Annotated in this window: 24 protein-coding genes; 14 read left to right on the forward strand and 10 right to left on the reverse strand. The window is 40.7% G+C overall.

The annotated features are described in order from the left end of the window. The first annotated feature begins 45 nt into the window (after positions 1-45). The 5 genes from CEF18_RS20045 to CEF18_RS20065 all read left to right on the forward strand — a co-directional run bounded on the left by CEF18_RS20045 (position 46) and on the right by CEF18_RS20065 (position 5057). Positions 46-915: an NAD(P)-dependent oxidoreductase gene (locus tag CEF18_RS20045; RefSeq protein ID WP_110938279.1), complete on the forward strand. Its 870-nt coding sequence runs from the start codon at positions 46-48 to the stop codon at positions 913-915. A gap of 165 nt (positions 916-1080) precedes the next feature. Beyond that, entirely contained in the window at positions 1081-3231 is a 2151-nt protein-coding gene (locus CEF18_RS20050; protein ID WP_110938280.1) for a sensor histidine kinase, read from the forward strand. An 89-nt stretch (positions 3232-3320) separates the two neighbouring features. After that, on the forward strand, positions 3321-4010 hold the full coding sequence (locus CEF18_RS20055) for an NAD-dependent epimerase/dehydratase family protein (RefSeq protein WP_110938281.1): 690 nt from the start codon (positions 3321-3323) through the stop codon (positions 4008-4010). A 215-nt stretch (positions 4011-4225) separates the two neighbouring features. Beyond that, positions 4226-4540, forward strand: a complete 315-nt coding sequence (locus CEF18_RS20060; protein ID WP_110938282.1) for a YwdI family protein — start codon at positions 4226-4228, stop codon at positions 4538-4540. 145 nt (positions 4541-4685) lie between these two features. Then, positions 4686-5057 carry a DUF423 domain-containing protein gene (locus CEF18_RS20065; protein WP_183040947.1) on the forward strand — a complete coding sequence of 124 codons (372 nt, stop codon included), beginning with the start codon at positions 4686-4688 and terminating at the stop codon, positions 5055-5057. Positions 5058-5185: 128 nt separating this feature from the next. On the opposite strand, the gene gerQ is transcribed toward CEF18_RS20065, so the two are convergent. From gerQ to CEF18_RS20090, 5 genes are all read right to left on the reverse strand, one after another. Further along, on the reverse strand, positions 5186-5698 hold the full coding sequence (gerQ, locus tag CEF18_RS20070) for a spore coat protein GerQ (protein WP_223292410.1): 513 nt from the start codon (positions 5696-5698) through the stop codon (positions 5186-5188). 53 nt (positions 5699-5751) lie between these two features. Continuing rightward, positions 5752-6183, reverse strand: coding sequence for a cell wall hydrolase (locus tag CEF18_RS20075; protein WP_110938284.1), 432 nt, complete (start codon positions 6181-6183; stop codon positions 5752-5754). 214 nt (positions 6184-6397) lie between these two features. Continuing rightward, a complete protein-coding gene (gene hemQ / locus CEF18_RS20080) occupies positions 6398-7141 on the reverse strand; it encodes a hydrogen peroxide-dependent heme synthase (protein WP_110938285.1) in 744 nt (247 codons plus the stop codon). A gap of 184 nt (positions 7142-7325) precedes the next feature. Next, entirely contained in the window at positions 7326-8084 is a 759-nt protein-coding gene (locus CEF18_RS20085) for an enoyl-CoA hydratase/isomerase family protein (protein WP_110938286.1), read from the reverse strand. A 369-nt stretch (positions 8085-8453) separates the two neighbouring features. Continuing rightward, the gene (locus CEF18_RS20090; RefSeq protein WP_110938287.1) at positions 8454-10382 is read right to left on the reverse strand and encodes an oxidoreductase; all 1929 of its coding nucleotides are present in this window, start codon (positions 10380-10382) and stop codon (positions 8454-8456) included. A gap of 350 nt (positions 10383-10732) precedes the next feature. On the opposite strand from CEF18_RS20090, the gene pta reads away from it, so the two are divergent. Continuing rightward, positions 10733-11701, forward strand: coding sequence for a phosphate acetyltransferase (gene pta / locus CEF18_RS20095; protein WP_407690437.1), 969 nt, complete (start codon positions 10733-10735; stop codon positions 11699-11701). Positions 11702-12003: 302 nt separating this feature from the next. On the opposite strand, the gene CEF18_RS20100 is transcribed toward pta, so the two are convergent. Further along, the gene (locus tag CEF18_RS20100; RefSeq protein WP_310793568.1) at positions 12004-13824 is read right to left on the reverse strand and encodes a DNA ligase D; all 1821 of its coding nucleotides are present in this window, start codon (positions 13822-13824) and stop codon (positions 12004-12006) included. Positions 13825-14176: 352 nt separating this feature from the next. Here CEF18_RS20100 and ku point away from each other — a divergent pair, with 352 nt between their 5' ends. Then, the gene (gene ku / locus CEF18_RS20105; RefSeq protein ID WP_110938290.1) at positions 14177-15037 is read left to right on the forward strand and encodes a non-homologous end joining protein Ku; all 861 of its coding nucleotides are present in this window, start codon (positions 14177-14179) and stop codon (positions 15035-15037) included. Between the two features lie 189 nt (positions 15038-15226). On the opposite strand, the gene CEF18_RS20110 is transcribed toward ku, so the two are convergent. After that, a complete protein-coding gene (locus tag CEF18_RS20110; RefSeq protein ID WP_110938291.1) occupies positions 15227-16063 on the reverse strand; it encodes a lipoate--protein ligase family protein in 837 nt (278 codons plus the stop codon). Between the two features lie 149 nt (positions 16064-16212). Between CEF18_RS20110 and CEF18_RS20115 the strand changes: the two genes are divergently transcribed. The 3 genes from CEF18_RS20115 (at position 16213) to CEF18_RS20125 (ending at position 18484) form a co-directional block, all read left to right on the forward strand. Further along, the gene (locus CEF18_RS20115; protein WP_110938292.1) at positions 16213-16434 is read left to right on the forward strand and encodes a YuzB family protein; all 222 of its coding nucleotides are present in this window, start codon (positions 16213-16215) and stop codon (positions 16432-16434) included. A gap of 221 nt (positions 16435-16655) precedes the next feature. Continuing rightward, the gene (locus CEF18_RS20120; RefSeq protein ID WP_110938293.1) at positions 16656-17960 is read left to right on the forward strand and encodes an HD domain-containing protein; all 1305 of its coding nucleotides are present in this window, start codon (positions 16656-16658) and stop codon (positions 17958-17960) included. Positions 17961-17962: 2 nt separating this feature from the next. Continuing rightward, the gene (locus CEF18_RS20125; protein WP_110938294.1) at positions 17963-18484 is read left to right on the forward strand and encodes a YwgA family protein; all 522 of its coding nucleotides are present in this window, start codon (positions 17963-17965) and stop codon (positions 18482-18484) included. 40 nt (positions 18485-18524) lie between these two features. On the opposite strand, the gene CEF18_RS20130 is transcribed toward CEF18_RS20125, so the two are convergent. Then, the gene (locus CEF18_RS20130) at positions 18525-18713 is read right to left on the reverse strand and encodes a 2-hydroxymuconate tautomerase (RefSeq protein ID WP_259457900.1); all 189 of its coding nucleotides are present in this window, start codon (positions 18711-18713) and stop codon (positions 18525-18527) included. A 253-nt stretch (positions 18714-18966) separates the two neighbouring features. Between CEF18_RS20130 and CEF18_RS20135 the strand changes: the two genes are divergently transcribed. Further along, on the forward strand, positions 18967-19503 hold the full coding sequence (locus CEF18_RS20135; RefSeq protein ID WP_110938822.1) for a YwhD family protein: 537 nt from the start codon (positions 18967-18969) through the stop codon (positions 19501-19503). Between the two features lie 492 nt (positions 19504-19995). Here the strand turns inward: CEF18_RS20135 and CEF18_RS20140 are convergent, their stop codons facing one another. Both CEF18_RS20140 and CEF18_RS20145 read right to left on the reverse strand, forming a co-directional pair. Continuing rightward, on the reverse strand, positions 19996-22098 hold the full coding sequence (locus tag CEF18_RS20140; RefSeq protein ID WP_110938296.1) for a transglycosylase domain-containing protein: 2103 nt from the start codon (positions 22096-22098) through the stop codon (positions 19996-19998). Between the two features lie 251 nt (positions 22099-22349). Beyond that, positions 22350-23213, reverse strand: coding sequence for an STAS domain-containing protein (locus tag CEF18_RS20145; RefSeq protein ID WP_183040948.1), 864 nt, complete (start codon positions 23211-23213; stop codon positions 22350-22352). 528 nt (positions 23214-23741) lie between these two features. Here CEF18_RS20145 and speE point away from each other — a divergent pair. From speE to CEF18_RS20160, 3 genes are all read left to right on the forward strand, one after another. After that, positions 23742-24569: a spermidine synthase gene (gene speE / locus CEF18_RS20150; RefSeq protein WP_110938298.1), complete on the forward strand. Its 828-nt coding sequence runs from the start codon at positions 23742-23744 to the stop codon at positions 24567-24569. A gap of 14 nt (positions 24570-24583) precedes the next feature. Beyond that, positions 24584-25456, forward strand: a complete 873-nt coding sequence (gene speB / locus CEF18_RS20155) for an agmatinase (RefSeq protein ID WP_110938299.1) — start codon at positions 24584-24586, stop codon at positions 25454-25456. A gap of 132 nt (positions 25457-25588) precedes the next feature. Then, the gene (locus CEF18_RS20160) at positions 25589-26026 is read left to right on the forward strand and encodes a YwiB family protein (RefSeq protein WP_110938300.1); all 438 of its coding nucleotides are present in this window, start codon (positions 25589-25591) and stop codon (positions 26024-26026) included. The last annotated feature ends 3 nt before the right edge of the window (positions 26027-26029 follow it).

The following is a 26029-nucleotide window of genomic DNA, read 5'->3' on the forward strand; positions in this document are numbered from 1 at the left end:
TATGGAAGATAATTATAATTTTCTGGAAAAGGGAGTCGGTACATTATGAAGCAAAGGATTGGATTTATTGGAACAGGCGTCATGGGAGAAAGTATGGCCAATCATCTCATGAAAGGTGGTCACGAACTTTTTATTTATACGCGTACAAAATCAAAGGCTAATGGCTTGCTTGAAAATGGTGCCAAGTGGTGCGAAACGGTGTCAGAGCTTGCGAAAAGTGTGGATGTCGTCATTACAATGGTGGGATATCCAACTGATGTCCGGGAAGTATACTTAGGTCTTCAAGGGATTTTAGAGAATGCTTCGCAAGGTACGTATATAATCGATATGACGACGTCAAGCCCTGCTCTTGCAAAGGAGATATTTGAAGAAGCAAAACAAAAAGGAATGTATAGTTTAGATGCTCCTGTCTCCGGTGGGGATATTGGTGCGAGAGATGCAAAGCTAACGATAATGGCCGGTGGAGAACAAGTGGTATTTGACTATATGCAACCTATTTTTAAATTAATGGGAGAAAATGTTGTTTTGCAAGGTGAAGCAGGAGCTGGACAATTCACAAAAATGGCCAATCAAATAGCGATTGCTAGCACGATGATGGGTGTAAGTGAATCCATGGCTTATGCTAAAAAAGCTGGATTGGATCAAGAAAAAGTCTTGTCATCAATTCAAACAGGAGCAGCGGGAAGTTTTTCGCTTTCAAAATTAGCACCACGAATGATAGCTGGAGACTTTGCACCCGGTTTTTATATTAAGCACTTTATCAAGGACATGGGAATCGCCATTGATTCAGCAAAAGAGTTAGGAATGGATACTCCAGGTCTGATTCAGGCAAAGAAATTATATGAACAACTGGCAGAAGACGGAGAGGGAAATTCAGGAACTCAAGCCCTATATAAATATTACGATCACGAATAGCACCCGCTTTGCGGGGTCTTTTTGGGGTCAGACCCCCCATATATTGGGAATCGCTGTGGTAGAGAAATAGGTAGTGCGATAAATGTCGAATTTTCTGCACAATTCTCGCTTTTTTTAATTTATAATGGTGTTTGAGACAAAAAGAAATACCGAGGAGAAGTTCAAATGTTTCATACACTGCGGTCAAAATTACTGATATTTTTAATTCTAGTAGCCTTTATTCCGATGATCATCGTTGGGGTCATTAGTTATAACGCTCAAAAACAAGAAATAACAAATAGTGCTGAACGGTCTTTAGCGATTCAAAGTACAAGTTTATCGGTGGAGATAACGAGGTTTTTAGAGGAACGATTGAAGGACATACAGACTTTAGCCAATAATCCTGTATTAATGGATCAGGACAGTGAGGCTCTGGACATAAGGGAACAGATGTATAAATTCTTGATGATACATAACATATATTTTGATTCTCTTTATATAACTACAGATGGGACGGTAGCGGTTGAAACAGAATTAGGTGTGCTGGGAGAGGACTTGAGTGAACGTCCTTGGTTTGAAGAGGCGCTGAAAGGTAATATCGTTATTTCAGATATTTATTATTCTTCACTTATTGACTCCCCCGCCCTTGCAATGGCATCACCTGTTTACGATATGGACCAAAATTTACATAGTGTGCTCGCACCTATATTCGATTTAGGTTCCCTTTATCAAGTGCTGGAAGAACATACAGATCAGCAGCAAGATACAAGGTGGGGTGGCTATGCATTTTTACTAAACAATGATGGAAATTTTATTTCTCATCCCGATACAGAGGAAATTTTCCATGCAAATTATTTTCAGCAGGAAGGAATATCGAAAGGGACTGTTAATGATCTTATCGATCAAAGGGGAATGGTCAATGTGGCAGGAGGGGAAGTACACTCTTTCTCGAGAATAGAGACATTTTCGGGTTTTAATAATGAATGGTATGTAGGAGTAGCAGTAGATGGGGAAGAGCTCTATGCCCCATTAAGAAGCTTGCTTATCCAATACTTGGTGTTTTTCAGTATCATGTTGATTGTCATTACACTTGCCGTTTATAAATTGTCACAATATCTTGTTTTGCCTATTCACCAACTTGTCGAGACAACGAAGAACTTAGCAGAGGGTAATAAAAAGAATCAAAAATACGTATCTGCCTATGAAGAAGTCAATTATTTAAATGCAACGTTCGATCATATGACAGAGCAGTTAGAGGAAAGAGAAAAAAAGAATAAAAAATCAACTGTGGTTTTGGAATCAACAGATAGTGGAGTTCTAGCAATCAATCGGAAAACCAAGAAAATAACGTTGTTTAATAGAAAATGTGAAAAGACATTTCTTCTTTCAAAAGAACAAGCGATTGGGGTTGAACTGGACATTCTTATAGAGCAATCACCAACTATGAAAAACATCGTTGAAAAGGGGAATATTCATCAGTTAAGTGAGCATGGAGAAGTGAAAGACAAGTATGAAATAGATTTTATCTCTGAAGATACTGGAGAAATGCAAACATATTTGTTGAGTATAACTAGCTTGCCAGGTCCAGATAGTGAGGCACACGATGAAATGCTTATCATATTTAATGATCTGACGGAAAAACGGAAAATGGAACTTGAGTTGGTTCGGTCTGAAAGGCTAAAAGTAGTTGGAGAGATGGCTGCAGGATTTGCTCATGAAATCAAAAATCCTCTTACGACAATAAAAGGTTTTATACAACTGTTTAATGAACGAGATAATTCGAGAAATGAACAGTTTTACGAACTCGTTGGGGATGAAATTGATCGAGTAAATAAACTGATGAATGAACTTTTGGAACTCTCAAATCCGAAGTCTATCAAGAAATTTGAAACGATTGATATAGAGAAATTGTTAAATAATTGTTTGACATTGCATCAGTCAGATATGAATGATAATCATATCGAGCTAGAAGTATTTTTTGAAAAGGATTTACCAGAGCTTCTTGCCGACAGGAACAAGTTACAGCAAGTTTTCATGAATCTTTTTAATAATGCTATTCAAGCAATGCCTGATGGAGGTAACTTGATAATTCGCTCCAGTCTAGACGATCAACTGAAACAAATAGTGGTCTCAGTGAAAGATAGTGGTTCGGGGATGAGTTGTGAAACGCTCCAAAAACTAGGTACGCCATTTTTTACAACAAAGGAATCGGGTACAGGCTTAGGACTTACGACAAGTTATCGTATTATCGAGGAAATGGGTGGTACGATCACCGTTCAATCAATCGAGCAAGGTGGCACCACATTCACCGTTTATATCCCATTGGAAATGAAATAAAAAGGCAACTTCCAAATAATGGGTGGTCTGACCCCTCGGATAGTATTCTTCATTTTTCAGACAGTTCATGATACATTGGAGGTAACAGAATGGAGGAGATGGATATGAAACAGGCATTAGTTGTAGGTGCTACAGGACTTGTAGGCAGACATATTGTCAAAGAGTTGATTAAAAGCAATAAGTATGAAGAAATTCATCTTCTTACTAGATCAAAATCATTATTTTCTGATCATCCCAAGGTAAAGGAACATATTATCGATTTTGACTTCTTGGATCTAAAAAAGCATTTGTTTGACCAAGTATCGGATGTCTTTATTGCCATTGGGACAACGATGAAAAAGGTAAAATCACAAGAACAATTTATAAAAGTTGACTATACGTATCCACTGAGAATTGCAGAATATGCAACGGAAGCAGGCGCAGATAAAATACTTCTCGTTTCTTCGATGGGAGCATCCCGTAATTCACGCTTCTTTTACAGCCGAGTTAAAGGCACGCTGGAGGATCAGATCCTTATGCTTAACCATCCATCGGTACATATTTTCCGTCCATCGCTCCTTACAGGAGAAAGATTCGAAAATCGACCGGGGGAAAGAGCTGCTGAAGTGGTTAGTAAACCCCTTTCTTTCATTTTTAAAGGGAAGCTGGAAAAGTATGTACCTGTAAGAGGTGCCTCCGTAGCCTCGGTTATGGTAGAAGTGGCACAAGTAGACAGTAAAGGAATTCATGTGTATGAATCTAATCTTATCCACCGATTGGGAGAGGTTTTGAAAAAATAATGAATGAACCGATACTTTTTATTGATTTAAGAAAATAAAGTAAAGCTTTTCTTAAAACCGGCACTCGTCGGTTTTTTCTTTTATTCTTGAAAAAAACATGGTAAAGTTTCGTTGAAATATACATATGAATTAGTACATCAAAACCCGGTAGGATTTTCTGACTATCGATTATTGTTGTATAATTAACCTAATATAAAACGAAAGGGGCTAGGTCTGTGGACATTCCTGCTAGTGTAGTCATTAGAAAGATGGAAGAGGAGCTGGATAAGCTAAAGGTTTCCGTTAACGCCTCCGAAAATACATATCGAGAACATGCTCAAGTGCTAAAAACGTATTGTGATCTTCTTCTCGACACGAAAACAGAAGCACCGGCCCCAAAGGTTCAGCATGCAACCGTAAACGATGTTCATGGCCGAAAAGGGGAGAGAACCGAACATCAGCAAACACCGGAAAGTCATTCCGCTAAGAAAAGCGGCACTGTATATGACGGAGGAGATAACCCGGAAAGTGACAGTTTGTTTGATTTTTAAAGGCTTTTTAAATGTGGTTGCTTTTGAAAAAATTAAAGACAGTATGATGAAAATTACGATTTGATAAATAGATATGGTATGCTTTTCTTGGGAAATAAACACAGAAATTATCCAGCATAAAGCGTGGTAAAAAGGAGAATGAATGATGAAGTTATTTTTACTATTAGGAAGTGCAAATGCATTTTTATTCGTTGCACTGGGTGCATTCGGTGCACATGCCTTGAAGGACAAACTCGAAGCGACAGGTTACCTTAAAACATTTGAAACAGGCGTCCAATACCATATGATTCATGCGGTGGCTTTAATTGCAGTAGCCATCCTCACAAAGTATTTGTCTGCTACAGGGCTTGTCCATGGAGCGGGTTGGGCATTTTTGATTGGAATCATTCTTTTTTCGGGGAGTCTTTATGCCCTAAGTTTAACAGGAATTAAAATTCTCGGAGCAATTACGCCACTTGGAGGTTTAGCATTCCTAGTCGGGTGGGCGCTCTTATTCGCAGCCGCATGGATGGAATAAATTAAATAATAGCACCATTTCTAGTAGCACCATTTCTAGTAGCACCTACACGAAATTCGTAGGTGCTACTAGTGTAGGTGCTACTACTAGCGAGGTGCTAACGAGAATGCTAGTGAAAAAGTTATATCTTACCTCGGTGGATAGGCCGACAAGCCTTGTTGTGCTCCGTTAAAAGGATAGTCGTAATCTAATTCCTCATCAAACGTGGCATAATCAAAGTTCACCATTAAGAGTAAGTATCGTTTACCCGTTTCTGGATCGCTCAAAATGATATGGTCACGACCAGCAGCTTCAACGACACCCTTGAAAATTTTTGCGTTCCATCTGTCGTTATTTTCGAAAGTCATATAAAAAGTACCGACTTTACCGCGATTTAAGCGTAGTATATTTTCGATATAGGACTGCTCAGGAGGAAGTTGACCCGGAACATCTATAACAGGTGAAAACGGTTGTTGCTGCTGTGGTTGCTGTTGAGCGAAAGCTGGTGGCGGTGGCATCGGTGTACCTGGTAGGTAAGGCTGTTGTTGCTGTTGCGGATATTGTTGACCGGCAGTAGAAGCCTTATCAGCTTGATAACCACCCCCTTGATATCCATTGTAAGCCCCATTCGACATATATGGAGAACCTCCTTGTGGATACATATCGTCACTCCCTCTTTGTTATTTTTTCACTTACAATTCTTCCTGACCATACTCTAGTAGACGTTGTACACATCCTCACAATCTTCGACTCGAGGGGAGTAAAAACAATGCAATTTATATCTCCCGGTATTAGGCTGGCCCCACCATTCAGCAGGGCAGTCACCTTCAGGTCTGAAAAACCAAAGTGAAAACTCAGCAGGATGGAATCGTTCCCCTTGAACCAGTCTGCGAGCAAGACGCTTATCTCTTTCTCGTGCATGCTGATAAAAGTAACTTTTATGAGTTGCTTCAAACCCACCAGGAGACTGGTATACCATTTTTGTAACATCTGTAATATTTTCAAAATCCAAACAAGGAACGCGAACTCGGTTTACCATCGTATTTCCCGCCTGTAGCATCCCAAGTTCCCCTTCGCCTTCTGCCTCTGCTCGCATTAAGCGACCAAGCAGTTCAATATCACGTTCACGTGTTTTAATAACAGCCATTTTCAACACCTCCTTAATACAACCATGCTAAAGACATTGTATGTGCTGACACCCAAGTTATGACATAAAAAAAAGTCCCCAAAAAAGAGCTTTCGGTGAGATTGCACATAAAAAACCCGAGCGCATTGTTTCGCAATCGGGTTTTAAAAGAGTTTATTTTTTGTACCACAAAAGATGTTACCGAACTTATCGTATTAAAGACTTGCTGTAATTTTTATATATGCAAAAACTGTTTAATTTTATCGTCATCTAACATAGTTCCAACATAGAAGGAACCAAACTCACTGTAGCGAGCGCTCACTTCGTCAAAGCGCATTTCATATACGAGTTTCTTGAATTGCAATACATCATGTGCAAACAAAGTAACTCCCCACTCCCAGTCGTCTAACCCAACCGATCCAGAGATGATTTGGCGTACCTTTCCAGCATAGCTTCGACCAATCATACCATGGCTTCTCATCATTGTTTGGCGTTCTTCCATCGGCAGCATGTACCAATTATCATTTCCTTGACGACGCTTGTCCATAGGATAGAAACAAACATATTTCCATTTTGGTAAAATAGGTTTCAAACGAGCCTGAATTTCAGGGTCTTGATCAGGATCCTTATCGGCAGGAAGATAATTACTTAGTTCCACGACAGAAACATAGGAATAGGTAGGAACAGTATATTCCGCCAATTGTGTTTTGTTAAAAGCAGTTTCCAGTTCAATTAACTCGTCCATTGTTGGTCTTAAAAGAAAAATCATAAAGTCGGCCTTTTGACCAAGAATCGAATATAGTCCATGACTTCCTTCGAACTTTGCTTGCGTTTTATCCCACTTTTCAAGCAGCTTCATAAATTCTGACATGATCGATTCACGCTTGTCAGAGGAAAGTTTTTTCCACTCTGTCCAATTCATCTTCCGGCAATCATGCAAGCAATACCATCCATCTAACGTTTTTGCTGGTTCTGCCATATTTATTCACTCCATTTCTTAGTATGTATGTAAGATCACTCGTCATTCATTTCATCACAACTCCTATTATACTAGGACACACTGGAAAAACAAACAGCACGCCTTTAAAAGGTGTGCTGAAAGAATATCAACATTCAAAATGGGGGCATAGGCAAAGAAACTTTCCTTTTAAGAGTTTAATGGTTTATTTTGTTACCGACCGTTTTAGGAATGCTTGAATTGCACGATGATGATCCTTTGATTTGCCGGCAGCACGTTGGGCGGTTACTTCAGCGTCCAGCACTTGTCTTAGAGGCAAAACTGTTCCTGCTTTCATATTCTGTTTCATGGAAGAGTAGGCAGGCATAGGGACACGCGTCAATGCATGAATAAGTTTCTCCGGATGACCTATGTCCTGAATCAGTCCAATGCGGAGGGCTTCTTCTGAATCGATTGTGTCACCGAGTGCTAATTCAAGAGCTTTAGCAAACCCGATAATTCTCGGTAAGAAATAGGAGGCACCAGCATCAGGAGTTAATCCTATATGCAGAAAACTCAAGGCAATTTTAATACCAGGATCGGCAAATCGGAAATCACAGGCAAGGGCAAGACTGAGACCAGCCCCCACAGCAGTACCGTTCATGTGAGCTACGGTTGGTTTCTCTATGCTGTCGATAAGCATGATGAGTTTGTTATAGGTGCTTTCTAAATACGCACCGTAATCAAAGGATTTCATCTCTTTTACAGGAATACTTTTTAGATCAGCACCACTAGAAAAGGAGCCTTCGATACCAGTGAGGAGAATGACTTTTACATCCCCATCTTTCCGGGCAGCTAAAAAGGCCTCGTATAATTCCTCATGCATTTCTGTGTTTATCGCATTTTTTACGTGTGGACGATTCATAGTAATCGTCGCCACACCATCTTGTACATTATAAAGGACGGTAGTTTGTTTCAAACTCATGATTAGTTCCTCCTTGATTATAAAATTATAGTTTTAGAGACTGTTGTTTCCTTTCGAACAGAGGAGCTCGAATCCACTCTAGGCGGACGCTTTCCGCGGGCAATGCTTCAGCCTCCTCTAAGAAAAACGGCATAGCCGTCTTTTATTAAATACAGCGTGATCTTTTAGCCACCATCATTTAAGTATCAAGGGTGGGTTTCCCTTGATACTTGTGGCGTAAAGATAGCTGTCATCTTATACTTTCTTACCCTCGGACAAAGACCATCCTCCGGGGTCTTCAGCTATTGCTTTTCCCGCTGGAGTCGCCGCCTACGCTCTTTCGAGTTATTTCTTCGATAAATGAAAATCAACAAAGACGCTACGCATTTTTTATAAAGCTCGTGCTAATACAGCGCCGTCGTATATTGCTTTTTTCGCATCTAATCCAAGTGCATCCTTGGCACCGCCGATAATATGCACCGGTTTACCTAGCTGAGTAAGTTTCTCAACCAAATCATTATTAGTCAGCTGTCCAGCTGCGAGAACAACGGTATCTGCTTTTATCATTTTCTTTTCGCCATCAAGCGTATACGTAACGGAATGGGCATCTATACAGTGATAATGGTCGATTCCACCAATCATTTGGACGCCATTCTGCTTCATTTCCATGATCGTTGCCCACCGGGTTGTTTTGCCAATTCCTTTTGCAAACGACTTGCTTCGTTGTAAAAGCGTGATCGATGAGACGCCTTTTTCTTTTAAAAATAACGCTAAATCGCATGCAATACCGCCGCCACCAATAATCACAACATTGTCACCAGTCTTCGCAGTTCCTTCAAAAACTTGACGGTAGGAAATAATATTAGGATCATTCACCCCATCAATTTCGGGTACACGGGGAACGATACCTGTAGAAAGAATAATTTCATCCGCTTGGTTAATTAGTGGGTCTTCTCCAGTAAGGTGTGTTCCTAGCTTAACGGTGACACCTAGTAGCTTTAATTGGATGCGGTAATAACGTAACGTTTCGTAGAATTCCTGTTTTCCCGGAATTCGTTTTGAATAATTGAGTTGACCGCCAATTTCATCTTTTTCATCTACAATAGTGACAGAATGTCCGCGTTCAGCAGAAACTCGTGCTGTTTCTAATCCTGCAGGCCCTGCACCAATGATAAGAATGTTCTTCTTCGTTTTTGCTGGAATCATGAGAAGTTCAGTTTCACGTCCTGCCTCTGGGTTTACGAGGCAAGTCGCAGCTTTTCCTTCAAAAACATGGTCAAGACAGGCTTGGTTACAGGCAATACAAGTATTTACCTCGTCAAAACGACCTTCCCTTCCTTTTGTGACAATCGCAGGATCAGCTAAAAATGGACGGGCCATCGACACTAATTGAACTGTTCCTTTCTCAAGAATGTCATTTGCATCCTGCGGATCATTAATGCGATTGCTTGCTACCACGGGAATATCGACTTCTTGAGCAATTTTCTCAGCAACAGGTACGAATTTCATCCGTGGTACTTTCATTGAAATAGTAGGTACGCGAGATTCGTGCCAGCCAATCCCGATGTTGAGCAGATCTGCCCCAGCTTTCTCCACTCTTTTTGCAAAGTGAAGCGTTTCCATTTCAGTTGTGCTTCCTTCAATTAAATCAAGTCCTGACATGCGAAACAAAACAGGATAGTCGGGTCCAACCGTGCGACGGACAGCTTCGGTGATTTTCAAGGCAAATTGAAGTCTATTTTCAAATGAGCCACCCCAGTTGTCGGTCCGTTTATTGGTAACGGGGGAGAGGAATTGATTAATAAGATATCCTTCCGAACCCATGATTTCCACGGCATCAAAGCCGGCGTCTTTCGCTCGGCGTGCGCCTTGGGCAAAGTCTTCAATCGTTCGTTTGATGTCTTCCTCGGTCATTTCCCTCGGTTGATCAGGGTTGATTGGTGATTGAAGAGGAGAGGGGGCAACCGGATCCAGTTGAGTACTCGCTTTATACGCATATCGGCCAGCATGAAATAATTGCAGGGCAATGGCGCCACCTTCGTCATGAACGCCTTGCGTCAACGGTTTCCATCGTTGAACATCCTCTTCTTCATAAATCGTCATGAAGTCATGGCCACCGCTGCCTTCTGCATTCACAGCAGCACCACCCGTGACAATCAGACCAACATCATGTTTAGCCCGGAGCTTGTAAAACTCAGTCAGCTTTTCAATCCCGTTCTCAAGACCTTCAATTCCAACGTGCATCGAACCCATAATAACTCTGCTTCTCAAAGCTAAACCATTGATAGAAATCGGCTTAAATAACGATTCGCAATGCATAAAATCCCCCTTAGATTTTGACAAGGTAAAGAAATAGTTGATTCTTTCCTTTTATTACGTTCGAATAAAATGAGTGACTATTCATTCATTATACTGAAAAAAGGAAGAAGATTGCAATGAGAAGGAAGTATCGATTTGAAACAATCAGGATTTTTAAGATTGGAGAAGGAAGGGTATATTAATAAAAGCTCCTTTTTAAAACGGATCATTTTCCTTATGATTGAAGGAAACGATTACACTTTTTGGAAAATTAGAACTTTAATTTGAAGCGCATGAATAATTTATTTTTACCTAAAGAAAGAGTATGCTAAAAGGTAGAGAGTATTAAAGGAGGTTTTCCTGTGAGCGATATGTTTAAAGGAATAGCAGAGGATGTAAAAGACAAGAATCCAGCAATCGTTTTTCCCGAGGGAACAGATGAGAGAATATTAAAGGCAACGGTGCGGTTGCAAGCGGAAGGAATCTTGAAACCCATTCTGATTGGTAACAAAGAAGAAATTTTCTCGAAAGCTGCAAGTTTGAATCTTGAAGCAGACACACTTACTGTCATTGACCCTGAAACGTACGAGGAATTTGATGAACTTGTGGAAGCATTTGTGAAACGTAGAAAAGGCAAAGCTACAAAAGAAGAGGCAGAAAAAATCTTGAAAACTCCAAATTATTTCGGAACAATGCTTGTTTACGTTGGTAAAGCACTTGGGTTAGTTAGTGGGGCTGCTCACTCAACGGGCGATACGGTCCGTCCGGCACTTCAAATTATTAAAACAAAAGAAGGCGTGAAAAAGACGTCTGGCGTGTTCGTCATGGTTAAAGGAGATCAGCGTTATATATTTGGTGATTGTGCGATTAATATTTCGCCAGATAGTAATGACCTTGCTGAGATCGCTGTCGAAGCCGCAAAAACGGCAAAAGTATTTGGTATCGATCCGAAAATAGCAATGCTTAGTTTTTCAACAAAAGGTTCTGCTGTTAGTCCTGAAACAGAAAAAGTTATCGAGGCAACCAAGATCGTTCAAGAAAAAGCACCTCATCTTACCGTAGATGGTGAATTCCAATTCGACGCTGCATTTGTGCCATCTGTTGCGATGAAAAAAGCACCGGATTCTCCGCTTAAAGGAGAAGCAAATACATTTATCTTCCCGAATTTGGAATCTGGCAACATTGGCTATAAAATCGCCCAACGATTAGGAGAGTTCGAAGCAATTGGTCCAATCCTCCAAGGGTTAAACCAACCGGTAAATGACCTTTCCAGAGGTTGTAATGAAGAAGATGTGTACAAGCTTGCACTTATTACAGCAATGCAAGGTGTGACAGAGTAAATAGAGACAAATAACCCCCGTCGGCGAGAGGCCGGCGGGGGTTATTTGTCTTTTTGTGGTGGGCGTTCGTCATTTGTAGGTGGTAGGTGCTCCTGCGGTTACTCGTCGCAGAAAACATTGCTACCGGCGTAGCACCTACAAAAGTAGCAGGAAGAAAACGAGAGTATAAGCGAGGATGAAGGAGTTTGAGAAGCGGAAAATTCGGTAGGTGCTACCGGCGTAGCACCTACAAAAGTAGCAGGAAGAAAACGGGAGTATAAGCGAGGATGAGGGAGTTTGAGAAGGCGTTTTTCGCCGATCTTCTAAAACTCCCTCAACTTTTCTAAAACCTCCTTAAATGCTACTTCGTTATCAACATGGCGCATCAATCGGAAAGGATCCCCTTCAATCGCAACTCGCTCAATGACTGCAGGGAGGGTAAACGAATAGGGAGTTAATCCCGAATCCACTTCAGGCCAGAAGAGGGGTGTAGCAATGAGTCCGGCTTCATGTCCTCGTGGGGAATAAGGAGTAATGATTGTCTTTCCTTTATCATGTTGAATGTAATCCAAGTACAGTCTATTACCACGGTTCTTTTTCATTCGCTCGATCGTAAACCAATCGGCTTCCTGTTCACATAAAAATTTGCAGACGAACGAGGTAAATATGCGTGTGTCTTCATAGCTGAAAACACTTTCAGGTAATGGAATGTAAAGCTGAAGCCCCTTTCTGCCCGAAGTTTTTACGAATGATTCAAGCTGAAATTCATCAAATATCTCTTTCATCCTCACTGCGGCTTCGACAGCCAAGGAAAATTCCTTCATAGAAGGCGGATCCAAATCCAAGACGATTTCAGTCGGATAACTAGTACCAATCGTTTCAAACGGCGTATGAAATTCCAACGCTAGCTGGTTGCCTAGCCACAACAATGTTTCTAACTCGTTACAAATAATATAATCAATCTCGTCTATCGTTTCGGTTTGTACAAAATCAGGCGCATAATCAGGAGAATTTTTTTGATAAAATAGCTCTCCATCGGCACCATGAGGGTATCGTATAACAGTTAAGAGACGATCCTTTAAAAATGGTAAAAGATAAGGTGACATGTGTTGTAAATACAATAAATAGTCATCTTTATGGATCTCTTGTTCAGGCCAGACAGGTTTGTCGGGACTAGTAATGGGAACCGTTTCCGGAAGCGCAAAAAGCTGTTTCTCCATTTGCTTACGAGAACAGGAGGAAGGTTCTGTTTCAAATTGAAAGGAATGGAATCTTGGCTCGCGAAGATGCTTTCCGTCAAAATCAATGCAGGCAATATTTGCACACACAGATGGGGGGATGTGGAAACTACCGTCTGATTGTTTCACCCCGTTTTTCTGAAATAAAGTACGTAATGTTTTTTCCTCTTCCTCAGCCAAACCGTGTTTAAACTGGACAATGACCAGAAATTTTTCACCGTCATAAACGCCGCCATCAAAGTATCCGTTTTTAGGGTTATAAGTGGACAGCGCTACCGTAATCATCCGCCAGTGCTTTTTTTTCAGCCACTGTGTTGTACGTTTTCCACTTTCCCAAGTACTCGTTTTTCTTTTTGCGATTGCACCTTCGCCATGATAGACGACAATATTATGCCACAGTTCTTCCCAGTTTTTAAAAACTTCGATTGCTTGCAAACTGCGAGAATCCTGCGCATCAACCTTATGAGGAAGATGAGTTTTTTTAAAAAAAGAAGACATCTGCTTTTTTCGGGATGGTAACGTTTTATTCCTTAGAGATTCTCCCTTAAGAGTTAAGACATCGAACGCAATATATTTGCAGGGAAAGGAAGCGGCATGTTTTGAAATGACATCTTTACTTTTCATCCGGCCACGGCGTTGCACCTCGGAGAATTTGCTGCGCCATGGATTAAGGAGAAATACAATTTCGCCATCGAGCGAAAGAGGGAGGAAGGGCTTCACTTCTTCATACATTTTTTCACAAAACTGAACAATCTCAGGGAAATTAGCATTTAAGTTTTTACCATTACGGCTAGATAATTCAGGTGTTTTTTCACGCCAATGCAGCAAACATCGAAATCCATCATACTTCGCTTCATAAATCCACCCTGATGTTTCAGGAAACTCCTCGACAGGTGTTAATAACATTGGTTTCACGAAAAACCTCCTTTAGCATGATTATTTTTAACAATTTCATAAGCAACCATGCATAAAAAACAGCAAAAACCTGCAAGTTAATAAGAAAAACGGTATAGCCGTCTTTTATTAAATACAGCGTCAGCTTCCACCGCTATCTTAGTATCAAGGGTGGGTTACCCTTGATACTTGCGGTGTGAAGGTAGCTGTCAATTTTATAAATTCTCTCTTTATAAAAGCGTAACCACTTTGAACATCAAAGCTGGTCGTGAAATTCGAATTTGCTAATTCCAGCACCTCTGTGGGAAGTAAATAACAGCTTGTTAGAAACCAGCATAAAAATATAAAAAGCAGGTGAATGTACATGCATACAATGTGGAAAGGAAGCATCAGCTTCGGATTAGTGAGTATACCGGTGAAACTCCACGCTGCAACAGAAAATAAAGATCTAAAATTGAGACAGCTTCATAAAGAGTGTCACACGCCAATTTCATATGAAAAAGTTTGTCCTGGCTGTGAAAAGGAAATAACAAACGATGATATCGTGAAGGCGTATGAGTATGAAAAAAATAAATTTGTCGTCTTGGATGACGAAGATTTAGAAAAGCTGAAGAAAGAAAACGATGATAAGTCCGTGGAAATTATTGATTTTGTAAAGCTTGAGGAAATCGACCCTATATATTTTGAAAAAAGCTATTTTCTTGCGCCGAACGATGGTGGAGGCAAGGCATATGCCTTGTTAAGAGAAGCTCTGAAAGACTCGGGAAAGATTGGTGTAGCTAAAATTATCATTCGTTCAAAAGAACAGCTTGCCGTTGTCCGTGTTTATGAAAATACCCTTCTTATGGAGACGATTCACTTCCCGGATGAAGTAAGAGGAACGGGAGAATTACAGCTTCCAGATGATCAGAACGTCAGTAAAAAAGAATTGGATACGGCTCTTATGTTGATCAAACAATTAACGACTCCATTTGAAGCAGATAAGTATCATGATGAGTATCGTTCTGCTTTACTGGAATTAATTGAAGAGAAGCGTGCTGGTAAAGACACTGTCGAAGCAACCGATGCAAAGAAGCCGGCAGCTAAATCAAATGTTACCGATTTAATGTCAGCACTTCAGGCTTCGGTAGACAAAACGAGGAAGAAGCCAGGCAAAACGACAGCGAAGAAAAGAGCACCTGCAACGCCTAAGCCAAAAACCGGTAAAAGTAAGGGTGTTTCTTAAGAAAAACGCGTAGCGTCTTTTCTTAAATACATCGTTATCTTTCGCCACCATCATTTAAGTGTCAAGGGTGGGTTTCCCTTGACACGCGCGGCGTAAAGATAGCAGTCATACATTATTTCTTAAAAAAAGGGGTGTCTCAAAAGGTTATTTAACCGTTGAGACACCCCTAACTATGAGCAGAAGCTTTCGTTAGTCCTCCGCAAGCTTTTCATTTCGTTTTAACATTCGCGCAATATTTTCTTCATACAATTGCCAGCCTTTTTCATCAAGCTCGTACATAGCCAAGTGGGAACTTAAGTCTTTTAGTTGGAGCAGCATTCGATGGGTGATCGATTCAATCGAATACTGAGCACTGGATAACTCCTCAAGAGAAGCCATTTTAGCGGGTTCAATTTTTGGATAGTCAAACTTGGTCGTTGTATCTTGCACACTTCGATCATAAAACTCTCGAATAAGAGCTGCCCGATCAAAACCACTTCCACTAACCGCAAGATAAATTTGTACCGCAACACCTCCACGTAAACGCCGTTGAGAAATACCAGCGAATTTCCGTCCTCCGATACTTAAATCATACCTCCCGGGACAGTAGGATTCTTTAATTTCCCCATCCAAAATTTCATCAGCAACTTCATGGAGTAACGCGCGGGTAAATGCCACCATCAGATCATATCCGCGATCTATGGTAAGCTCTCTATCCTCTTTAAAAATCAAGGATAAATTAAATACCTCGGGATCAAGAACAACAGCCAACCCGCCGGAATTACGAACAATAACTTCGTATCCTAGCTTTTTCAAAAAGGCAATTCCTTCGTTTATAAAAGGTAGTCTACTGTCCTGAATCCCTAACACGATCGTTTTATTGTGCACCCACGTCCGAGCAATTCCTGTCTCGGGCATTTCTGAAATCCGGCGGCACAATGTATCATCCATGGCAAAAGAATACATCGGATTCATTGCAAGACCAGAGACCGATTGATCGAGAACAAGCCAGTTTTTTCGGGTAAGTAACGGTTGAATATTTTCCATTTCCTAAACTCCTCTACAAGCTAAACGCATATGGAAAAATTATATCACATTTTCTTCACATAATTTATCGCTATAGCCGTTGCAATCGGCTCAATAGAGACTGTAAAATGATTTAAGGATAACAGTAGTATTCAAAGGACGTGGAGAATTTGGCAAATAAATTTTTAATTTGTGATGATTGTGATGCCACAAACATTAAAACATTAGTCCCGAAGCTTAAAAAGCTAGATCCAGATGCTGAAATCGAGATAGGTTGCCAATCCTATTGTGGCCCTGGGAGAAAAAAAGTTTTCACTTTTGTCAACGATCGCCCAGTTGCAGCCATCGATGAGGATCTATTGCTGGAAAAAGTGAAAAAACGAATGAGGTAATGTTTGGCTTATTTTAATGAATGCGCAAAGAGAAAAACTTGCGGTAGCGGGCGGGAAAAACAGCAGACAAATTAGAAAAACATAAACGGAATGAGCCTTGCAAGGCAAAAAGATTTAGGAACTAAAACAATTAAACCTTATTTTCCCAAGCACTGTAACGTATAATTGAATCAACGTATTTAATACATAAACAGTCTTTACGGAGGGGGGAACGAAATAATATGAGAAGACCTGATGGAGAACTTGAGGAAGAAAAGGTTTTTAAGGATCCGGTTCACCGTTATATTCATGTGAGGGATGAGTTGATTTGGGACTTGATTGGTACGAAGGAATTCCAACGGCTGCGGAGGATTCGTCAGCTGGGAACGACTTATGTGACTTTTCATGGTGCTGAGCATACACGTTTTAATCATTCGCTTGGTGTGTATGAGATTATGCGCAGGATGGTTGAAAATTTGGAGAAAAAAGGAAAGTGGGATGCGGATGAACGGTTGGTTTGTTTAGCATCGGCGTTGCTGCATGATGTTGGCCATGGTCCATTTTCCCATTCTTTCGAGAAGATTTTTCATATGGATCATGAAAAGTGGACGCGTGAAATTATCCTGGGTGACACGGAAATAAATAGCGTGCTGCGAAGAATGGATGATGATTTTCCGTTAAAGGTGGCGGATGTGATTGCGAAAACGTATGATAATAAGCTGCTAGTCAGTCTTATTTCGAGTCAGATTGATGCGGATCGTATGGATTATTTGCTGCGTGATGCGTTTTACACGGGAGTGAGTTATGGTCAGTTTGATATGGAGCGAATTCTTCGGGTAATGAGAGCGGATGAGGACCAGGCGGTATTTAAGCATAGCGGAATGCATGCTGTAGAGGATTACATCATGAGTCGCTATCAGATGTACTGGCAGGTGTATTTTCATCCAGTGACAAGAAGTGCGGAGGTTATTTTGAGTAAGATCCTGCATCGGGCGAAAGAGCTGTTAGCTCAGGATTATGCTTTTAAACTGACGCCACATCATTTTTTATCGATGTTCAATGGAAAGGTTACATTAAGGGATTATTTGAAAATGGATGAATCGGTCATTTTATTTTATTTTCAGGAATGGGAAGAAGAGGAAGACTCCATTCTTAAGGATTTGTGCAGTCGTTTCATGCACCGTCATTTATTTAAATATGTGGAATGTGATCCTAGTAAGCAAATGGTCATTTGGCAAGAGTTACGGGATCTTTATCAAAAAATCGGGCTCGACCCGGATTATTATTTGGTAATCGATTCATCCTCGGATTTGCCGTACGATTTTTATCGGGCAGGGGAGAAGGACGAGCGGGTGCCGATTCATTTATTAATGCCGGATGGAAAGCTGCGGGAACTATCGCGTGAATCGGATCTTGTTGAATCGATTTCGGGTAAAAAGCGGACGGATCATAAGCTGTATTACCCTAAGGATTTGTTAATGGATCAAACGGAATTTCCCGAGGAGAAACAACGAATTATGGCTTTGCTGGTAAATCAGGAGGGGTAGCTTTGTTACATGAACATGCCAAAATTATGGCTTTAATCAATCAAACTGGTGAAATTGAAGGACGGAAGAAACTGCAGAAGATCGTTTATATAGCAAAAAAGATGGATTTCCCTTTTTATGAGAAATATCAGTTCCACATGTATGGTCCGTATTCTGAAGAGCTTACGCTTCGCGTGGAGGAAATGTGTGAATTAGAATTCGTAACGGAAGTGAAAGAGCAACAGACTGGATATCAGCATTACCGCTATGAGCTATCGGATAAAGGGCGGGAATTTCTTTCGGTTATGGCGGAGGGGTTTCCCGAAGAAACGGAAATTCTTCAAGAGATGAACGGTTATTCTATCCGGTTTCTCGAGCTTGTATCGACAGTGCTTTATTTCGAGGAGTTGTCTCGAGAGGAAGTAACAGCTAAGGTTTCAAATTGGAAAGCAAAGCTGAATTATACACAGGAAGATGTGGATAAAGCCTATGCTTACATAGGAAGACTAAGGAATAATACTTTTGCGGTGTTGAATAGAGTGTAGCACCTGCGATCTGGCTTTGGTCAGGTGCTACTGGCAAGGTTTATTGATCGCTTGCTCGTTTGCCTGCGACGCCATAGTTTGCTGGAGACATTTCTTCAATAACTACGGATATTTTTTCTTTAGGTGCCTTTGTAGTATTCGACACAGCTTCTGTCACTTGTTCTACAAGGTCACGTTTCTGATCGTCCGAACGACCTTCTAACATTTGAACGGTTACGATTGGCATAATTTGATCTCTCCTTTTCTCTTTAGATGATTAGTATAGCCCACTAAAGGATAACATTCTAGAAGGACGGTTTAAATCTTTTAATAAAAGACGGCTATGCCGTTTTTCTTAATTTACCGGTCTGACTTTTGCGTCACTTGTACTTTCGCGTTACGCTCAGTGCTCTGAATGCGCTTTGCTATTGAAACATGGAAAAAACGTTGTATGATAGACTAGAAATAGGTTTCAATGAATGATTGAAGGCGAGGGATTATTGATGAATGAAAAGGATAAAGAGAAAAATGAGAAGATAAAAAAGATGTCCACCAGTTTTAATATTCTAAGTGGCGATTCGACCGATGGCCATGGCGGCTATGGTGTTGGGACGTTGAACTTAAATAATATTACTCCTGTGTTTGTTGATGTCGAAGGCGGAGAAGCATTTGTTGATATGGGAGCATTACATGCCCGGAGCGCTGTAGAAAAAAGAATCAAGTTTTTAAAAGAAAAAGAAGCAGTCCCTAATGGAAACTTGTTCTGGCTTGTGTGGGTGACCGTAGAACCTATGGAAGGTGGACCGGCATATGTTGGTGTAACTGCTTGTGAAATGATTGTTGACCGGGAAATTCGCCGAGGCTATAAAAGCATGCCGGAGCATGTAAATAACATGGATAAATCGTTGAAACGGAAAATTGTCGTCTCACAAATGGATGATAAAGGAAAAGCTATTTTAAAAGACTTTTTACAGACGTTTGATGAAGGCATGTGGGAGCGGGCAGATGCTCAACTTAATGAGGATTTGACTAGCTCTTAAGTATGAAACTAACGTTTAAACGAGATTTTAGATAGTAGAAGTAGTGTCATTTCAAGTAAAGGGAATTTTAAAACAAGGTCTACAACACAGAGAAAGGGAGATTCTGTGTTGTGGCCTTGTTTTTTAGAAATTGTTGTTTCGTTTCGAACAGAGATGCTCGAATCGTCTTTTCCCGCTGAAGTCACGGTGAGGGGTAAAAAATATTGTGAACAAAATGTGAACAATTCGAAATAAGATTGCTACCGCTTCCACTATTTTGTAAACTTAAGCCACGCACCCACAGAAGTGCTAAGACAAAAAAGCAGACGAGGAGGGACCCCAATTCCCACTTCGTCTGTTTTTATAGAGATAAAAATTTATAAAATTGACAGCTATCTTTACGCCACACGCATCAAGGGAAGTTCGCCCCTGATGCTTAAATGATGGTGGCTTTAAAGATCACACTGTATTTAATAAAAGACGGCTATGCCGTTTTTCTTATATTTTTATTCATCAACTCGACCAATCAAAAATTCGATCGAGCCATTTTTCTTTTTTCTCTTCTTCGTCTTTTTTGTATTCTTCATCCATTTTGTCATCAGTTTCTTCCAGTTCCGTTTCGTCTAATCCTTGCTCAGGTGCCTGACAATATTCTGTTGGTTCCGTTCCATGAAAGAACAGTGTTTTTCTTGTTAATGGGCAATGTTCGTTTGCTAACAGCCCATTAAATGGATTGATCTCCACTTCCACGACGTTTTCGGGAATAGGAAAGGTTAATTTTAATTCTCCATCAAGCGATTCTTTCATAAATTTTGCCCAAATTTGTTTGGAGTGTTTGGCATCTCCTGATTCTAATGGAATTGCCTCGTCATATCCAACCCATACTCCGGTTAACAACTGTGGTGCATATCCAATCATCCAGCTATCCTTATCAGTAGAACCACTTTTTCCGGCTACAGGTCGATCAAAGCTTTCAGAAATGCTTCCTCCTGTTACTGCACCATAGCTAGTACTTAGCTCGGGTTCGAACATTCCTTCCATCATATTCGTCATCACTGCCGTGTAGGCGGGATTTAATTCCAGAACGGGTTCTTCATTAGCTTCATAAAGCACATTTTCATCTCGATCGATCACTTTTTCAACAAATTGAGGATTGACCACGTACCCTCCATTTGCCAAAGGACTGTAACTTTTCGTTATTTCCAGCACGCCAAGGTCAACAGAACCAAGTGCTAACGAAGGAGCTGGCTTCAAAGGGCTATCTATTCCGAACCTTTTCGCAGTATGAATTAAATCTTCGAAACCTAACAAAAAGTGAGTTTTCATCGCATAAATATTATCAGAAATAGCTAATGCCTGAAGCATTGTAATGTAATCATTTGCGTACGAATGATTAAAATTACTAGGAGAATACTCCTCGCGTCCTTCATCAAAAACAAAGGTTGTTTCTTCACTTTTCAGCATGGAATTAGGACTCAAACCATGTTCGAGTGCAGCATAATAAAGAAAAGGTTTCATTGCTGAACCCGGATGTCGTCGAGCTTGTGTCGCCCGATTAAAGGAGCTTTCCTTGTAATTTTTCCCACCCACAAGCGCCTTGACTTTACCTGTCCGTGGATCCATTGCTACAAAGGCTGTTTCCAAAGCATGGTCGGGAGCCATTTCTTCAGCGACAATAGCATCAGCTTTCTCCTGCATCGAGGAATCAAGGGTCGTATAAATATCTAGACCACCACCGTCAATCATTGATTCATCCATTCCGAGATCTTCTATAAGCCACATTCGCACAGCATCTTGAAAATAGGGTGCGATACGAGTGCCGTGGATTTCCATATCTTTAGAAAAAGAAATTACTTCGTTTTCATACTTGGTGGCTTGTGCATCTGAGATATATTCTGCATCATCCATGGCGTTTAGAACAACATGCTGGCGTTCAATCGACATATCCTCATTTAAATATGGGGAATAGACACTTGGTCCTTTTGGTATCCCGGCAAGAAGAGCGGCCTCACTATAGCTGAGATCCTCTGCGTTTTTTTGGAAGTAAAGCAGGGAAGCAGCCTCTACACCGTAGGCACCATGGCCGTAATAAATCGTATTTAAGTAACCTTCCAATATTTCTTCTTTCGAATAATGAAGTTCAAGCCGCAATGCGTACAGCGCCTCTTGCCATTTACGCATCCATGTTTTATCATGTGTCAAAAATAAGTTTCGCGCATATTGCTGCGTAATTGTACTTGCCCCTTGCCCCTTCGTTCCGGTTTGCAAGTTAGCAATAACTGCTCGGGTAATTCGGATAGGATCAAAGCCATAATGATCGTAAAAACGTCTGTCCTCGATCGCGAGTGTCGCTTCTACAATAGACTCGGACATATGGTCTATAGGTACCCAGTAACGCTGCTCACCTTTATGATATTCTCCGATCGTTGCGCCATTTGCATCGTAGACGACGGTCGTTTCCGGAACACTTAAAGAAGGTGCCTCCATCTGATAGGCATAGATGACAAGAGCACTCAACGCCATAAAACCGCCAAACACGGATAAAACGCAACCCCAAACAAACTTACGAATCAAACGTCTCCGTTTCATATATGATTTCCTCGTGGCCAATTCCATCGCCGCCCACCTCCTTTTCGGGGTCAGACCCCCCATTTATTTCCAAAACGGAATATGTATGTCAAAAAGTTATTATAAGTACAAGTTAAATTCCAAAATATGGGGGGTCAGACCCCTTTTCCATAGTTTTCCTAAAATAGGGGTGACTTATACACGAGCTTTTGGGGAAATAATTTCTTGTTGTTACGACATAGAAAAACCCCCTTGATCCCAAGGGGGTTAGAAACGTATAGGAGCATGAATCCGCGAAATTAGCGGATGTCTTTACATACTCCGTAATCAATTAACGCTTGTTTAAGATTACTAACTACTTTAAAAGCTTTAAGGTCAATTCCTAAAGAAACGATAGTTTGTGACATCTCGGGGCGAAGACCACTTAGAATAGGGGTAATCCCCAGGATTTTTAATAACTTCATAACGTCAGATAACCTTCTGGCAACGTAAGTATCAATGACAGAAACACCGGAAAGATCGATAAAGATAACATCTAGTTGATGATCAACGATTTGATTTACGGTTGTGTCCATTAACACTGCAGAACGCTCTTCATCCAAATGACCGACTAAAGGAAGGACAGCAATTCCTTTGGAAATTGGAACGATCGGGGCAGACATTTCTTTGATGAAATCATTTGTTTCATTAATTTTTTTCTCGTGATGTTTAACAAAAGCGACGGAAAAGGTATTAGCCGCTCGGTCTACGATACCATTTAAGATGAGAGAAGACTTGAAGATAGTTTCAGGCAATAGTCCATTTTCTTCAGACATTTTTTCAATCAGCTCCCAAATAACTCTTCGATACTGATTGGTAACGGGGAGTATAGCAGGCAAGGTTGCGCCTCGGACAATCGCATATTCGCCCAGTTTATTTGCCCACTCTTCAAGCAAAAGTTTGCTCTCCGCACCATAAAAAGTTTTGACAGCAAGGTCTACAAACTCAAGTCTTATATTGAAAAGCTCCTCATTCGTTACAATTCCGTTAACATCGTAATTTTCTTTATCATTCGCCAAAAGAGCAATAGAGTGAACAATCTCTTCTCGTTTAGCATTTATTTCTACACTAATTTTTTCGAGCTCATCTAAAACGGCAGGATTAGTAATATTATAATTTCTCATAGTCACCTCTTCTAATCTTTTTTTATATGTTATTTGAAGCACTTTAGAAAGCTTTGAGATAAAAATAGGCACGGATTCTTTTAAACAAGTACAAATACGTGATAAAGTAGTTTCTATTTTTGACTTCATGCAGTATACTTTTTCTGTTGGTTTTTAATTAGGAAAGCGATCAATTTTTTGAATCAATACTATTATACATGACTTTAGTGAAGGATAGCATATAAGAAAAACGGCATAGCCGCCAATTTTAAAATTCTTATCTTTTAAAAAGTGAAAGTGAACAGCACCATAATGAAGATCATTTAAGAGCGTATAATAAGATCTTGAACAATGTGAATGAGTATCGTTTCCTGCAAAATCAATGAAATAGTCAAGGCCATAAATCTCTGTTAACGTACATTTTTTCAAAACGGTAACTTATACGACCGAAAGCGGTAGCCAATAGACGGACAGTCCATAGACTTTCAGCGTCAGGCCAACTATAAAAACGAAACTAACAGAGCTAACAATATAATGAGGTGAAAGTTAATGGGAATATGGTTTACAGAAAAACAGACAGAGAACTTTGGTATTACAGCAAAGGTTAAGCAAACGTATGTGAGTGAAAAGACAGATTTTCAACAGTTGGACATGGTAGAAACCGAGGAATTCGGAAACATGCTTTTACTTGACGGCATGGTCATGACAACGGAAAAAGATGAGTTCGTATACCATGAAATGATTGCACATGTGCCACTCCACACGCATCCGAACCCAAAGGATGTTCTTGTAGTTGGCGGGGGAGACGGCGGAGTGATCCGCGAGATTTTAAAGCATCCGGAAGTAAAAAAAGCAACATTAGTAGATATCGATGGGAAAGTAATTGAGTATTCGAAGCAGTACTTACCTTCTATTGCCGGCAGTCTTGATGACCCTCGTGTAGAAGTCAAAGTGGCAGATGGCTTCATGCATATTGCCGAAAGTGAGAACGAGTACGACGTCATTATGGTTGATTCCACAGAGCCGGTGGGACCTGCTGTAAACTTGTTTTCAAAGGGTTTTTACGAAGGAATCTCCAAAGCATTGAAAAAAGACGGTATTCTTGTCGCACAAACCGATAACCCTTGGTTTCACCAGGAGATCATTCAGAATGCATACCGAGATGTAAGTGAAACCTTTCCAATTACTCGACTTTACACGGCGAATATCCCAACATATCCAAGTGGATTATGGACATTTACAATTGGGTCTAAAAAACACGATCCATTGAAAGTCAAAGCGAATCGTTTCCATGATATAAAAACGAAGTATTACACGAATGAGATTCACTTTGCTGCTTTTGCGCTGCCTAAGTTTGTCTCGGATTTAGTGAAATAAAGGAGGTATTGCCCATGTTTTTTGACGAGGGGTATTCAGGAAGAAAGTATATTATGGCCGATAAATCCTATAACGATGGTGATATCGTCATATTCGGCATGCCAATGGATTATACGGTTAGTTTCCGTCCAGGCTCACGCTTCGGACCAAACCGAATAAGGGAGGCATCGATTGGTTTAGAAGAGTACAGTGTGTACTTGGACAGACACTTGGAAGATTTAAACGTACACGATGCAGGAGATATGCTTTTACCATTCGGTAATGCCGGAAAAAGTATCGAGATGATTGAAACGTATACAGAGCAGCTGCTAAAAGACGGGAAATTCCCTGTTGGTCTTGGTGGGGAGCATCTTGTTTCATGGCCGGTGATTCGATCGATGTTTAAAAAGTATGCTGAGTTAGCGGTCATACATATAGATGCTCATGCTGATCTGCGAGAGGAATACGAGGGAGAAGTTCTTTCGCACTCGACACCGATTCGTAAAGCATGTGAGCTGATCGGTCCTAAAAATGTTTACTCGTTCGGAATACGATCAGGCATGCGCGAAGAGTTTCAATATGCAAAAGAATCAGGAATGCATATGAGTAAATTTGACGTGGCAGAACCATTAAAAAAGATGTTACCGGAATTAGCAGGCAGGCCTGTTTATGTCACCATCGATATCGATGTACTAGATCCTGCATTTGCTCCTGGAACAGGCACGGCAGAAGCAGGCGGAATCGCTTCTAAGGAGTTATTAGAAGCGATTCATGCGATTGCTGGTTCAGAAATAAATGTTGTCGGGTGTGATCTCGTCGAGGTAGTACCTGCATATGATCCCTCTGAACAGACAGCGATAGCTGCAAGTAAGTTCATTCGTGAGATGCTGCTGGGATTTGTAAAATAATGGGGGGTCTGACCCCTCTCGTCGACCCCTCTCATCCTTCCACTTAGAGCTAGTGCTTGATCCTGTCCCTCTTGGTTCGATATACTAAGGGGGTTATAGGTATGGAAGGTAAGGATAGGGGATGACAAAACGATGTCTTCAAACGGAGTCAATGTTACTGTAAATGTAAAGACAACCATTCGTGACGGAAAAGCAAAGGAAGTTCACCAGATGGCTGCAGAAGGTCAGTTGTTTCAACGCGGGCAGCAGACAGTCCTTCGTTTTAACGAACCGAAAGAAGAAGAGAAAGATAAGCAAACCGTTCAAACGGTGAAACTACATAAAGGAGAAATGTCCGTCCTTCGCAAGGGTGGTATTTCAATGAATCAACGTTTTATTCCAGGTCAAAAAACAGAAGGAATCTATCACAGCCCTTTTGGTCCAATGAGTATGAGCACAGACACAAAGGAATTCGATTATCATTGGGATGAACAGGAACTGGAAGGCTATATTGATTTGCGGTACAAGCTAATCATGCAAAGCTCGAATACAGGAAACTATCATATGCACGTATCTATAAAGGAGGTCTAACGC

It is taken from the genome of Salipaludibacillus neizhouensis (assembly GCF_002886185.1).
Taxonomy (GTDB): Bacteria; Bacillota; Bacilli; order Bacillales; family Salisediminibacteriaceae; genus Salipaludibacillus; species Salipaludibacillus neizhouensis.

Excerpts from the sequence above, each read along its gene's own strand:
- CEF18_RS20045 (WP_110938279.1), top strand. The coding sequence starts at position 46 with ATGAAGCAAAGGATTGGATTTATTGGAACAGGCGTCATGGGAGAAAGT.
- CEF18_RS20050 (WP_110938280.1), top strand. The coding sequence starts at position 1,081 with ATGTTTCATACACTGCGGTCAAAATTACTGATATTTTTAATTCTAGTA.
- CEF18_RS20055 (WP_110938281.1), top strand. The coding sequence starts at position 3,321 with ATGGAGGAGATGGATATGAAACAGGCATTAGTTGTAGGTGCTACAGGA.
- CEF18_RS20065 (WP_183040947.1), top strand. The coding sequence starts at position 4,686 with ATGAAGTTATTTTTACTATTAGGAAGTGCAAATGCATTTTTATTCGTT.
- gerQ (WP_223292410.1), bottom strand. The coding sequence starts at position 5,698 with ATGTATCCACAAGGAGGTTCTCCATATATGTCGAATGGGGCTTACAAT.
- CEF18_RS20075 (WP_110938284.1), bottom strand. The coding sequence starts at position 6,183 with ATGGCTGTTATTAAAACACGTGAACGTGATATTGAACTGCTTGGTCGC.
- hemQ (WP_110938285.1), bottom strand. The coding sequence starts at position 7,141 with ATGGCAGAACCAGCAAAAACGTTAGATGGATGGTATTGCTTGCATGAT.
- CEF18_RS20085 (WP_110938286.1), bottom strand. The coding sequence starts at position 8,084 with ATGAGTTTGAAACAAACTACCGTCCTTTATAATGTACAAGATGGTGTG.
- CEF18_RS20090 (WP_110938287.1), bottom strand. The coding sequence starts at position 10,382 with ATGCATTGCGAATCGTTATTTAAGCCGATTTCTATCAATGGTTTAGCT.
- pta (WP_407690437.1), top strand. The coding sequence starts at position 10,733 with ATGTTTAAAGGAATAGCAGAGGATGTAAAAGACAAGAATCCAGCAATC.
- CEF18_RS20100 (WP_310793568.1), bottom strand. The coding sequence starts at position 13,824 with ATGTTATTAACACCTGTCGAGGAGTTTCCTGAAACATCAGGGTGGATT.
- ku (WP_110938290.1), top strand. The coding sequence starts at position 14,177 with ATGCATACAATGTGGAAAGGAAGCATCAGCTTCGGATTAGTGAGTATA.
- CEF18_RS20110 (WP_110938291.1), bottom strand. The coding sequence starts at position 16,063 with ATGGAAAATATTCAACCGTTACTTACCCGAAAAAACTGGCTTGTTCTC.
- CEF18_RS20120 (WP_110938293.1), top strand. The coding sequence starts at position 16,656 with ATGAGAAGACCTGATGGAGAACTTGAGGAAGAAAAGGTTTTTAAGGAT.
- CEF18_RS20135 (WP_110938822.1), top strand. The coding sequence starts at position 18,967 with ATGAATGAAAAGGATAAAGAGAAAAATGAGAAGATAAAAAAGATGTCC.
- CEF18_RS20140 (WP_110938296.1), bottom strand. The coding sequence starts at position 22,098 with ATGGAATTGGCCACGAGGAAATCATATATGAAACGGAGACGTTTGATT.
- CEF18_RS20145 (WP_183040948.1), bottom strand. The coding sequence starts at position 23,213 with ATGAGAAATTATAATATTACTAATCCTGCCGTTTTAGATGAGCTCGAA.
- speE (WP_110938298.1), top strand. The coding sequence starts at position 23,742 with ATGGGAATATGGTTTACAGAAAAACAGACAGAGAACTTTGGTATTACA.
- speB (WP_110938299.1), top strand. The coding sequence starts at position 24,584 with ATGTTTTTTGACGAGGGGTATTCAGGAAGAAAGTATATTATGGCCGAT.
- CEF18_RS20160 (WP_110938300.1), top strand. The coding sequence starts at position 25,589 with ATGTCTTCAAACGGAGTCAATGTTACTGTAAATGTAAAGACAACCATT.